The organism is Peribacillus sp. B65, from assembly GCF_058513295.1.
This window is the reverse complement of record NZ_CP195840.1, coordinates 5,190,646-5,202,282: the sequence shown is the minus strand read 5'-3', so window position 1 is coordinate 5,202,282 and position 11,637 is coordinate 5,190,646. Positions and strand designations below refer to the sequence as shown.

Below are 11,637 nucleotides of genomic sequence, written 5' to 3'. Positions count from 1 at the left end.
GTCTTTCGGAACAGCTTATTTATAATAACATTTTCATTACTGCAAGTCAACAACTTTTTTAAAACTTTTTAAAGTTTGTAATCTGTTTGCAACTCGTTCGTAACGACAGATATAAATATAACACCATTACGTTAACTGCGCAATACCTTTTATAAAGTTTTTTTGAGATAATGTTGTTTTTCTTATAAACCCTAGAATCCACTGTATTGAAAGACATGAAATTATAATTAAAAAACAAAAACCGAATTGGACTTACCAGGATCAAGAGCTACGCCCATGATCCCGGCCATCCGAATTCGGCCCTGCAATCAAAACTCATTTTTGCTTATATTAGCGATGTCTCATTAAAGGGAATAACAGGACGTCACGTATAGAAGGAGAATTGGTCAATAGCATAACCAAACGGTCAACACCAATTCCCAGTCCGCCTGTCGGCGGCATTCCGTATTCTAATGCCTCCAAGAAATCTTCATCCATTTCATGAGCTTCATCATTACCTTGCTCTCGTTCTTTCAATTGAGCTTCAAAGCGTTGACGTTGATCAATGGGATCATTAAGTTCAGTGAAGGCATTTGCGTGCTCCCTACCTACAATGAATAACTCAAAACGATCTGTGAAACGGGAATCTTCCGGATTTTTCTTTGCTAAAGGAGAGATTTCCACTGGATGCCCGTAGATGAATGTAGGTTGAATTAACTTATCTTCGACCTTTTGTTCAAAGAATTCATTTACGATATGGCCGAACTCCATGGATTCCTTAACTTCAATCCCATTTTCTTTAGCAAGCTGCTGGGCTTCTTCTTTACTCATTTCAGTCCAGAAGTCCACACCAGTATATTCTTTTACAGCGTCAACCATGTGAAGTCGTTTCCATTCCGGTTTCAACTCTATCTCATACTCCCCATACTGGATGGTCGTCGTCCCAAGAACTTCTTGAGCTATATGGGCAATCAGGTTTTCCGTTAAGCTCATGATATCTTGGTAATCCGCATAAGCTTCGTACAATTCGATCAATGTGAATTCAGGATTGTGCCTTGTTGACACTCCTTCATTTCTGAAAACCCGGCCAATTTCATAAACTTTCTCCAATCCGCCGACAATTAAGCGTTTTAGGTGCAGTTCAATGGCGATCCTTAAATTCAAAGGCATATCCAAGGCATTATGGTGAGTAAGGAAAGGGCGTGCAGCAGCTCCACCAGCAACAGAGTGCAATAGCGGCGTCTCCACTTCAAGGTATCCATGATCGTCCAAATACCGTCTCATGGCTTGTACAATACGACTGCGCATGATCAACGTATTTTTACTTTCCTCATTTGTAATTAAATCGACATAACGTTTACGATAGCGTTCTTCAACGTCCTTCAAGCCATGAAATTTATCAGGTAACGGGCGAAGCGCCTTAGCAAGGAACACATACTCTTTAGCTTTAATGGAAAGTTCCCCGACTTTCGTTTTGAAGATAACGCCAGTTACCCCAACGAGATCACCAAGATCTGTTTGGTTGAAAATTTGGTAAGAATCCTCCCCTATATTATCCAAACGGACATAGATTTGGATTTGGCCGCTAATATCCTGGATATGGGCAAATCCCGCTTTCCCTTTTCCGCGCTTCGTCATGACACGGCCAGCAATCGTAACTTCAATTTCTTTTTCTTCAAGCTCTTCCTTTTCTAATCCACCATAAGCACTGATTATCTCCTGAGTGTTATGTGTGCGTTCGAATCTGCTCCCGAAAGGGTCTTGTCCATTATCAATCATGGCCTGCATTTTATCGCGTCTTACCTGCAGTTGGTCATTCAATTCTTCATGACTCACGAAAATCATCTCCATCTTTATTAATAAATGCCTTATATAATTAATCAAAAATTCTTTTGCATACATATTTATTCTTACATAAAGTAAAGGAATTCAACAGCTTTTTATCTTAAAACATTGTTTATATACATATAAAAACTGCCAGGATTACTGGCAGTTAAGATAAGCGTATTATAGGAAAATAGGAAGGTAATGTCAAACATCAGACCATTTGGATATTTTGTTGCTTCGCTTCAATATCATCAACAAGTCCATAAAGAAGATTTACAACATCTTCCCTTGTTTCACAAACATTAATTCCTTTGCGAGCCTGAGCATTCCCTTTAACACCCTTTAAATACCAAGAAGCATGCTTACGCATTTCACGAACTGCTACATTTTCATTTTTCAACGCAATCAGTCGATCCATATGAAGCACGCAAACGTCCATCTTTTCACGAACTGAAGGTTCATCCATAAGTTGACCGGTTTCTAGATATTTTACAGTCCTGTAAATCATCCACGGGTTACCTAGGGCTGCACGGCCGATCATGACTCCATCAACACCCGTTTCCTTCAGCATTCTTTCCGCATCCTGTGGAGTTTCCACATCACCGTTACCGATAAGGGGAATATTAATCGACTTCTTCACTTCACGGATGATGTCCCAGTTAGCTTTTCCTTCATACATTTGAACTCGTGTCCTGCCATGCATGGAAACGGCTTTACCGCCTGCACGTTCAACAGCCTGAGCATTCTGAATCGCAAAAACATGCTCATCATCCCAGCCAATGCGCATTTTAACCGTTACCGGCTTTTCAACGGCATCAACCACCGCTGAAACCATCTCATAAATTTTATTTGGATCGAGAAGCCACTTCGCACCCGCATCACATTTAGTGATTTTAGGAACAGGGCAGCCCATATTGATATCAATGATATCAGCATTTGTATTTTTATCTACAAATTGTGCAGCTTCGACCAAAGATTTCTTTTCACCGCCAAAGATTTGCAAGCTTAACGGCTTTTCTCTTTCATCTATATAAAGCATATTCATCGTTCTAGCATTTTGTAAAACGATTCCTTTATCACTGACCATCTCCGCACAAACAAGACCAGCACCAAATTCCTTGACGGTCAAGCGGAATGCCGAGTTGCAGACTCCCGCCATCGGTGCCAGCACTACCGGATTCTTCATTTCTATATCGCCTATTTTTAACACGTTGACCTCCTATAACATTCTTTCATTTATCGTCAGGTGGCTGAAGCTCCTCAATGGAAACATGAAGAATTTCCGCCACTTCCAGTAAAAATGCTTCTGAAGGGTTGCGGTTCCCTCGTTCAACTTCTCCCAGCAAGGAAACGGAAACACCTATTTCCCTCGCAAACCCTTCCTGGGTATAACCCTTTAACTTTCGAAAAGCGCGAATACGCCTTCCCCATTTTTCACCTTCCATAATCGAACTCCTTCTTTATCCGAAATCTGTTCAAGCAGGTCGCTCAAAGGTGCATCCATTTGCGGAAGTGATATATCAGGGTCCACTTCCATTAATGGCACGATAACAAAAGCCCTCTCGTGCATACGAGGGTGCGGGACTGAAAGAATCTCTGTCTCAATATTTTCTTGATTATATAACAAAATGTCAAGGTCTATAGTCCGGGGACCCCACCTAATCTCCCTTTTTCTTCCTAGATCTTGTTCGATTTTCATACACGCGTTAAGTAAGTCTTCGGGTTCTAAATCGGTTTCCACTTTAAGAACAGCATTTAAAAAACAGTCCTGGTCTTCATATCCTATCGGGTCTGTTTCATATAAAGAAGAGCAGGCCATCATCTTGATATGCGGATTCTCAGACAATAATTGGAAAGCTCTTTGGAATGTTTCAAGGCGATCCCCTAAGTTCGACCCTATTGAAAGGTAAGCAATATTTATCACAATCAGCGTCCCCTTACAATCTCTATAGCAACCGACTCATAGTGGCCTGCTATCGGGGGATCTGGTTTATAAACCTTCACGGTGCAAGTCTCGATGGAAGAATATTTATTAAGTAGTTCTGAGGCAATTTTTTCAGCGACAGCTTCCACTAACTTAAAAGGTTCTCCCTCAACAACACTTTTACACACTTCATATAACTCGCCATAGTTGATCGAGTCTTCAAGCTTGTCACTCTTCCCAGCCTTGGCTAAATCAGTCTGAACGATTAAGTCCACTTTAAACCGCTGACCAAGCTTCGTTTCTTCCGGAAAAACTCCATGATAACCATAAAACTCCATCTTATTCACATATATCTTATCCATTTCATTCACCTTTTCCTAATAGAGCGTCCATCATCTTTGCAGCCCGGGCCATTTCCTTCACGTCATGTACACGAACCATCTGACAGCCTTGTTGAATTCCATGGCAAATTGTAGCGGCAGTGCCTTCCATCCTCTCACTAGGCGGCAGGTCCAGAACATGGCCAATCATGGACTTTCTCGATGTCGCCAGCAGCACGGGATAACCTAATGATACCAGCTTATCAAGATTCCTCATCATTTCCAAATTAAACTTTAAATCTTTCGCAAATCCAATACCTGGATCGAGAATGATGTTTTCATCCTTGACTCCCGCATCTTTTACCAATATGATGCTTTCGAATAAATCTTGAAGTACATCCCGGACAAAATGTCCATACTCCATATTATCCCTGTTATGCATCAAGATAATCGGCACTTTATATTCCGCTGCAACCTTTGACATCAAGGAATCAGCTTTACCTCCCCAAATATCATTTAATATATGGGCTCCTGCCTTTACCGCCTCTTCTGCAACTCTTGATTTATACGTATCGACCGATATTGGAACCTCAATATTACGCGATATCGCCTCAATTATTGGGGCGACTCTCTCTATTTCCTCTTCATCCGATATCCTCTCATAGTTAGGACGGGTTGACTCACCGCCTACATCCAATATATCCGCCCCATCGTTGACCATTCGTTCGGCATGCTTCAAAGCAGCATCTATCCGATTATATTTTCCGCCATCCGAAAAGGAGTCCGGCGTAACATTCAAAATCCCCATGATTAAGGTTTTCTTGCTGTAATCCAATTCAAATGAACCGCATTTTATTTTTGGTGCTCCTGCTAATGACATCCAACGTTCTCCTTCGCCTAAAGAAATCTATATATACGAGTTTACCCATTTACATAGGTATAGTGCAAGCTCCATGAAAATCAGGGATACTTCTGCATACTTTGCTACAAAAAGAAAAGCAAAGCCCCATAGGAACTTCGCTTCTCATTTAGTGTCTGTCTTACTCAAAGTTATATAATGGTGTACTTAAGTAGCGTTCACCATTACTCGGTATGATGGCAAGGACCTTTTTGCCTTTACCCAGTTTGTCAGCCACTTTAATGGCAGCTGCAATTGCGCCTCCAGAAGAGATACCGCCAAGGATTCCTTCCTCTTTTGCTGCGCGGCGGGCATAATCAAACGATTCCTCTGTATTTACTTGAATGATTTCGTCATAGAGATCTGTATTCAAAATGCTAGGAACGAAGCCTGCTCCGATTCCTTGGATTTTATGGGGTCCTGGAGTACCACCCGATAATACTGGAGAGTCCGCAGGTTCAACAGCGTAAATTTTAATGTCAGGGAATTTTTCACGCAGGACTTCACCGGCACCTGTTATGGTTCCGCCAGTACCGATTCCGGCAACGAATGCATCCAGGCCTTCATCTCCAAAGGCTTCAACGATTTCAGGGCCTGTAGTGTTCCGATGTACTTCAGGGTTGGCTTCGTTTTCGAATTGCTGTGGAATGAAGTAACCTTTTTCTTTAGACAGCTCAGTCGCCTTTGCGATTGCACCCTTCATTCCTTCAGGCCCAGGAGTAAGAACTAATTCCGCCCCATATGCGCGAAGCAAGTTACGGCGTTCCAAGCTCATCGTCTCCGGCATAACCAGAATTGATTTATAGCCCTTTGCCGCAGCTACCATTGCCAAACCTATTCCCGTATTTCCGCTTGTAGGTTCAATGATCGTATCACCTGGCTTAAGGGTACCATTTTTTTCTGCCGCTTCGATCATCGCAAGGGCGATACGGTCTTTTACACTGCTGCCTGGGTTAAAATACTCAAGTTTCAAATAAATATCTGCACTGTTTTCATTTTGAAGCTTGTTTAACTTAACAATAGGTGTTTGTCCAATTAAATCGATTACAGAATTAGCTATACGTGCCATTTTCTCCACTCCCTTATCATTTCAATACCGAGTATGTTTATTGGTTTTATAATTTTAAAGTTACCAGTTTTAATAGTTCATTGTCAATGATTAAATACTATATTCTAAATTTTCTCACACAACCATTGACCTACTTTTCTTCCTTCAATCCATAAAACCATTCTACATCAAATTCGTCCCAGAAAATTTTCCCTGAGACCGGTGCCTGAATCTGTTCAAGAGCTATTTGGCGGTGAATCTTGTCTTTAACTTCTTCATATTCATACTGCTCGCCCTTTATTCTTTCATGCAGGTAGAGAACGGCCCAGCCATCCTCCGTTTGGATTGCATCACTCCACTTTTTCACCTTCAATTTCTCGGCAGCGGCAATGTATTCCTTGGAGACTTGCTCGTTATCCTGGGATATATAACCCATGTCGCCTCCTTGATTGGCAGTGAATTCATCAAGGGACTTCTCCATTGCCAAGACATCAAAGGAGACACCTTTCTCCAGTTCACGTATGACTTGGTCTGCCTGCTTTTTTGTAGAAGTGGTGATATGGGAAATATGGAAAGCAGTAGGAATTCTATAGATATCCTTATTATTATCATAATGACTCCGCATTGCCGATTCGGAAACCGAAACGTCCTTGGTGAGGAGCTTCTCGAGAAGGAGACTCGACTGAATTTCCTGCCTCAGTTGATCGTTACTTTTATTAAGGTTCTGACCGGCAGTCCCATACATCGTTTTCATCATTTTAAGTTCCCGATCAAGCTCTTCATCCGAAGTCTTCACTTTGTATTTTTCAGCTGCCTGTTTCACTACCTCTTTATCGACCATTTCCTCAAGTACATCTTCCCCATATCTTTTTTCGAGCTCATTAATCCATGCTTCCCGGGAAATATCCTTGGATCCAACCTTTGCGGCCGTTTCTTCCCCAATCACGGATTTTGAAATGATAAGTGGTTTTATGACAAAGATAATGATAGTCAATAGGTTCAACAAGGCAAGGCCAGCAATAATCGCCCGAAGCTTTTGTTTTGGCAAACCCTTATCCCCCGTAAATTATTTTTTTGTTTCTGCCTCTAATTTCTCGAGTTCTTCCTTCGAGAATTGGTAGGTCTGATTACAAAAATGACAATGCGCCTCCGCTTGTCCGTCTGTCTCAATGATATCCCGAATCTCAGCTTGTCCTAGGCTAATCAATGCATTCGCAATTCTTTCCCTGGAACATTGACAGGAGAATTGGACATCCATTTTTTCTAGTATATTCACATTGCCCTCACCTAAAATTTCGATTAGGATTTCTTCAGGAGTCATGCCACTTTGAATCATTTTGGAAACAGGAGTTATCGTGCTTAGTCGATTTTCGATTTTGGAAATCGTATCTTCGGATGTACCCGGCATCAACTGAATGATAAATCCACCCGCTGCAAGAATTGAATTATCCGGATTCACGAGAACCCCAACCCCCACAGATGATGGCACCTGTTCGGAAGTAACAAAGTAATAAGTGAAATCTTCACCTAACTCTCCCGATACAAGCGGTACTTGCCCCGAAAAGTAATCACGAAGACCAATGTCTTTAATAACAGTCAGCAATCCATCGGTACCCACCGCTCTCCTTACATCCAGCTTTCCCTGCTCATTCAAATCAAAGTGGGTTTGCGGGTGAGTGACATATCCGCGGACTTCTCCCTTTGCATTGCTGTCGACCAGGATGGAACCAATCGGTCCACCGCCCTCGATTTTAATCGTCAGCTTTTCTTCACCTTTTAACATTCCGCCCATCATAACGCCTGCCGTCATAGCCCGTCCAAGGGCAGCAGAAGCAGTAGGCCATGTATAATGGCGACGCTGCGCTTCTCCTACGGTGTCTGTTGTTGAAACAGCATAGGCCCGTACCTGTCCTTCATAGCCTAACGCCTTTATTAGATAATCCTTCATTTATTTTGCTCCTTTCAAGCTTTGTATTACTTCTTCACTTGCTCACGATTACGTTTATAAATCAACTGCAGCCCCTTTAAGGTCAAAAATGGCTCCACAACGTCAATAACAGTGGACTCATTGGCAATTAAGGTAGCCAACCCACCTGTCGCTATTACCGTTGGTTCTAGATTACTTTGCGCCTTAATTCGATTAACGATTCCTTCTACCTGCCCAACATATCCATACAAAATGCCAGCCTGCATCGCGGACACCGTATTTTTTCCAATAATCCCTTCCGGCCGGCTGATTTCTATTCTTGGAAGTTTGGCTGCTTTTGAATAAAGTGCTTCCGTAGAAATATTTATACCCGGAGCAATAGCTCCGCCCATGTATTGTTTATCCTCGTTTATGTAGCAATAAGTCGTGGCCGTGCCAAAATCCACGATAATGAGAGGGCTTCCATATTCCTGAATGCCTGCAACCGCATTAACGATTCGGTCAGCTCCCACCTCACGGGGATTTTCGTATTTAATATTCAATCCAGTTTTTATTCCAGGTCCAACTATTAGCGGTTTAATTCCAAAGTATTTTTTGCACATGCGTTCAAGCGCAAACATAATTGGCGGAACTACCGAAGAAATAATGATTCCATCAAATTGATCAAACGAAAGACCCTCATGTTGCAGCAAAGACTTTATGATCATTCCATACTCGTCTTCTGTCTTGTGACGGTTAGTCTCTATTCGCCAATGATATTTTAAAATATCTTCATCGTATACGCCTAATACAGTATTCGTATTCCCAACATCCAATACAAAAATCATCGTTTCATCACTCCGGTAAATTATTCTCCAACATCATAACACACTGTTATTTCCCACGCTATTAGTCGCACTTTTCGAAAGGTACCCCAAAAAACCTTATCATAAAAGTTAAGAAAAGGGTATTTCCGAGGCGGAAATACCCTTTTGAATTAAGTCAACTTAAGACTTTTTATTGTCATCTTCGTTCGGGAAGGAAAGCGGCTGATCTTGAGGTGCACCTTCTTTGATTGGAGGGGTATTCAAACCTTCCTCCGTTATTTCAAGGTCCTCAGGTCCTCTTTTATCCAATGGATCTAATAGGGCCTCTTTTTCTTCCTTCTTCTTATTGATGTTCACCTTGACATTCTCATCAGTGGTTAAATTCCCATTCAGTGCAGTATAATCACGTTCTGGCAATTTACCATTATGGAATAAACTTTTGATTTGTTCAGCATCAAGTGTCTCCACTTCAAGCAAGGTTTTTGCAACCAAATCAAGTTTTTCACGATTTTCAGTAAGTATCTTCTTACATCTTTCGTAAGCTTCCTTGATGATACGTTGAATTTCAAGATCGATTTCATATGCTATTGCATCTGAATAGTTTTGATCATTGTTGAAATCGCGGCCTAGGAAGACCTGACCTTGAGAATTACCGAATTGGAGCGGTCCAAGCTTACTCATACCATATTCCATAACCATACTCCGAGCTATGCCCGTTGCACGCTGGAAGTCGTTATGCGCACCGGTGCTCACTTCTCCGAATGTAACTTCTTCGGCTACACGGCCACCCAATAGTCCTACGATTTTATCTTTAAGCTCAGGTTCCGTCATGAAGAAACGATCTTCTTTCGGCAGCATAACTGCATAACCGCCAGCTTGACCACGAGGGACAATCGTAACTTTATGAACGACCTCGGCATCATCCAGAACCAATCCAATAATGGTATGGCCCGCTTCATGCCACGCTACGATATTTCTTTCCTTTTTGGAAATGACACGGTTTTTCTTGGCAGGTCCAGCGATAACACGATCCGAGGCTTCATCCAAATCGGACATGTCGATCTTCTTCTTATCTTGACGGGCAGCTACAAGAGCCGCTTCATTCAGTAAGTTTTCAAGATCGGCACCAGAAAATCCTGGGGTACGCTGAGCGATCGCTTTCAAATCGACCGTTTCTGCTAAAGGTTTATTGCGTGCATGCACTTTCAGCACTTCTTCACGGCCCTTGACATCAGGTCGGCCTACCGTTATTTGACGGTCAAAACGTCCTGGACGCAATAATGCCGGATCCAATACATCAGCACGGTTAGTCGCAGCAATGATTATGATTCCTTCATTACCACCGAAACCATCCATCTCCACCAGGAGTTGATTCAATGTTTGTTCACGTTCATCGTGACCGCCACCAAGGCCTGCGCCACGTTGACGTCCGACTGCATCAATTTCATCGATAAAGATGATACATGGTGCATTCTTCTTAGCATTTTCAAACAAATCACGAACACGGGATGCACCGACACCCACAAACATCTCAACAAAATCAGAACCACTGATTGAGAAGAAAGGAGTTCCGGCTTCACCAGCCACTGCTCGTGCCAGTAAAGTTTTACCTGTACCAGGAGGCCCAACTAAAAGTACCCCTTTAGGAATACGGGCACCGAGCTCGGCATATTTGCGAGGGTCTTTCAAGAATTCGACGACCTCGACAAGTTCCTGCTTTTCTTCGTCCGCTCCGGCAACATCATTGAAGCGCACTTTTTTCTTATCATCATTATACAATTTCGCCTTACTTTTCCCGAAGTTCATGACGCGGCCACCGCCGCCACCTTGAGCTTGGTTAAGTAAAAAGAAGAAGAGGATAAAAATGATTACAAATGGAATGATGGAAGTGAAAAATGTCACCCAGCCACTTGTCTTTTCTGGAGGTTCGACAGTGATGATGTCTTTATCCAGCTTGGTTACAGCGTCATTGATCCGGCTTTGCGAATACTCACTGAAAGGCACGTACGTCACAAAGAATTTGTTTTCCTCATAACCTTTGAGCTTTCCTGTGATTTCAAATACACTGCTTTCGGGCTGCATCGTAAGTGATGTAACGTCCCCACTCTCCAAATGCTTATAGAATTCATCTTGGGTCAATTTTACGTTTGGTTCATTGTTATTATTAAAAATGCTTACAATCCCAATGATGACCAAAAAGATCAGTAAATAAAATATGGTATTACGGAAGATCCGATTCATCCCTTACCTCCTCCCACGGGTAAACAAACTATAGTAAATACTATCATACAAAATTAATGAATTACAATAATTTAACACCGCTGTTTTTATCTGGTCTTCTCTTTCAAACAGGTACGATTAATTCGAGTAAATTTCAGGCTTCAATATGCCAATATACGGGAGATTACGATACTTTTCCGCAAAATCAAGACCATATCCGACAACAAATGCATCCGGTACGATGAACCCGGCATAGTCCGGAGTGATATCCGCTTTCCTGCCTGTTGGTTTATCCAATAAGGTAACGATTTTAATTGATTTTGCTTTTCGATAACGGAAAAGTTCCGCAAGATAGCTAAGAGTCAAACCGCTGTCGATAATATCTTCGATGATTAAAATATCCCGGCCCTCAACTGATGTATCAAGATCCTTGATGATTTTCACTTCACCGGAAGATACAGTGGAGTTACCATAGCTTGAAACATCCATAAAGTCCATTTCAAGATGTGTATCAACGCGTTTCAGTAAATCTGACATAAATGGCATGGCGCCTTTCAGCACTCCGATGGCCAACGGGAACTTACCTTGGTAATCAGCTTCAATCTGCGCACCCAATTCCCTGATTTTCTTTTGAAGTTCTTCCTCTGTTATTAAAACCTTTTCAATGTCGTTTTGCATGGTCATTGTA

Annotated in this window: 12 protein-coding genes; all 12 read right to left on the bottom strand. The window is 42.0% G+C overall.

The annotated features are described in order from the left end of the window. Positions 1-330 precede the first annotated feature (330 nt). The 12 genes from lysS to hpt all read right to left on the bottom strand — a co-directional run bounded on the left by lysS (position 331) and on the right by hpt (position 11,627). The gene (gene lysS, locus ACSR9O_RS25465) at positions 331-1,830 is read right to left on the bottom strand and encodes a lysine--tRNA ligase (RefSeq protein WP_202190663.1); all 1,500 of its coding nucleotides are present in this window, start codon (positions 1,828-1,830) and stop codon (positions 331-333) included. A 187-nt stretch (positions 1,831-2,017) separates the two neighbouring features. After that, positions 2,018-3,016, bottom strand: a complete 999-nt coding sequence (gene dusB / locus ACSR9O_RS25460) for a tRNA dihydrouridine synthase DusB (protein WP_101225932.1) — start codon at positions 3,014-3,016, stop codon at positions 2,018-2,020. Positions 3,017-3,038: 22 nt separating this feature from the next. Continuing rightward, complete coding sequence (locus tag ACSR9O_RS25455) at positions 3,039-3,251, bottom strand: helix-turn-helix domain-containing protein (protein WP_101225931.1); 213 nt, start codon at positions 3,249-3,251, stop codon at positions 3,039-3,041. Next, positions 3,203-3,730 (bottom strand): 2-amino-4-hydroxy-6-hydroxymethyldihydropteridine diphosphokinase, encoded by a 528-nt coding sequence (gene folK / locus ACSR9O_RS25450; RefSeq protein WP_101225930.1) that lies wholly within the window; start codon positions 3,728-3,730, stop codon positions 3,203-3,205. Before folK ends, ACSR9O_RS25455 begins: the two co-directional genes overlap by 49 nt. A 2-nt stretch (positions 3,731-3,732) precedes the next feature. Continuing rightward, positions 3,733-4,092 (bottom strand): dihydroneopterin aldolase, encoded by a 360-nt coding sequence (folB, locus tag ACSR9O_RS25445; RefSeq protein WP_101225929.1) that lies wholly within the window; start codon positions 4,090-4,092, stop codon positions 3,733-3,735. Position 4,093: 1 nt separating this feature from the next. Then, positions 4,094-4,930, bottom strand: coding sequence for a dihydropteroate synthase (gene folP, locus ACSR9O_RS25440; RefSeq protein ID WP_230178771.1), 837 nt, complete (start codon positions 4,928-4,930; stop codon positions 4,094-4,096). Positions 4,931-5,090: 160 nt separating this feature from the next. Beyond that, positions 5,091-6,017, bottom strand: coding sequence for a cysteine synthase A (cysK, locus tag ACSR9O_RS25435; RefSeq protein WP_095394505.1), 927 nt, complete (start codon positions 6,015-6,017; stop codon positions 5,091-5,093). A gap of 130 nt (positions 6,018-6,147) precedes the next feature. Further along, positions 6,148-7,044, bottom strand: coding sequence for a peptidyl-prolyl cis-trans isomerase (locus ACSR9O_RS25430; RefSeq protein WP_491725296.1), 897 nt, complete (start codon positions 7,042-7,044; stop codon positions 6,148-6,150). An 18-nt stretch (positions 7,045-7,062) separates the two neighbouring features. Next, the gene (gene hslO, locus ACSR9O_RS25425) at positions 7,063-7,944 is read right to left on the bottom strand and encodes an Hsp33 family molecular chaperone HslO (RefSeq protein ID WP_101225926.1); all 882 of its coding nucleotides are present in this window, start codon (positions 7,942-7,944) and stop codon (positions 7,063-7,065) included. Positions 7,945-7,970: 26 nt separating this feature from the next. After that, on the bottom strand, positions 7,971-8,750 hold the full coding sequence (locus tag ACSR9O_RS25420; RefSeq protein ID WP_101225925.1) for a type III pantothenate kinase: 780 nt from the start codon (positions 8,748-8,750) through the stop codon (positions 7,971-7,973). Positions 8,751-8,909: 159 nt separating this feature from the next. Beyond that, positions 8,910-10,970: an ATP-dependent zinc metalloprotease FtsH gene (gene ftsH / locus ACSR9O_RS25415; RefSeq protein WP_260358020.1), complete on the bottom strand. Its 2,061-nt coding sequence runs from the start codon at positions 10,968-10,970 to the stop codon at positions 8,910-8,912. 117 nt (positions 10,971-11,087) lie between these two features. Continuing rightward, positions 11,088-11,627, bottom strand: coding sequence for a hypoxanthine phosphoribosyltransferase (gene hpt, locus ACSR9O_RS25410; protein ID WP_101225937.1), 540 nt, complete (start codon positions 11,625-11,627; stop codon positions 11,088-11,090). Positions 11,628-11,637 lie beyond the last annotated feature (10 nt).

Coding starts and splice junctions, on each gene's coding strand:
- cysK (WP_095394505.1), bottom strand. CDS start 6,017: ATGGCACGTATAGCTAATTCTGTAATCGATTTAATTGGACAAACACCT.
- folP (WP_230178771.1), bottom strand. CDS start 4,930: ATGTCATTAGCAGGAGCACCAAAAATAAAATGCGGTTCATTTGAATTG.
- lysS (WP_202190663.1), bottom strand. CDS start 1,830: ATGGAGATGATTTTCGTGAGTCATGAAGAATTGAATGACCAACTGCAG.
- folB (WP_101225929.1), bottom strand. CDS start 4,092: ATGGATAAGATATATGTGAATAAGATGGAGTTTTATGGTTATCATGGA.
- hpt (WP_101225937.1), bottom strand. CDS start 11,627: ATGCAAAACGACATTGAAAAGGTTTTAATAACAGAGGAAGAACTTCAA.
- hslO (WP_101225926.1), bottom strand. CDS start 7,944: ATGAAGGATTATCTAATAAAGGCGTTAGGCTATGAAGGACAGGTACGG.
- ftsH (WP_260358020.1), bottom strand. CDS start 10,970: ATGAATCGGATCTTCCGTAATACCATATTTTATTTACTGATCTTTTTG.
- ACSR9O_RS25455 (WP_101225931.1), bottom strand. CDS start 3,251: ATGGAAGGTGAAAAATGGGGAAGGCGTATTCGCGCTTTTCGAAAGTTA.
- ACSR9O_RS25420 (WP_101225925.1), bottom strand. CDS start 8,750: ATGATTTTTGTATTGGATGTTGGGAATACGAATACTGTATTAGGCGTA.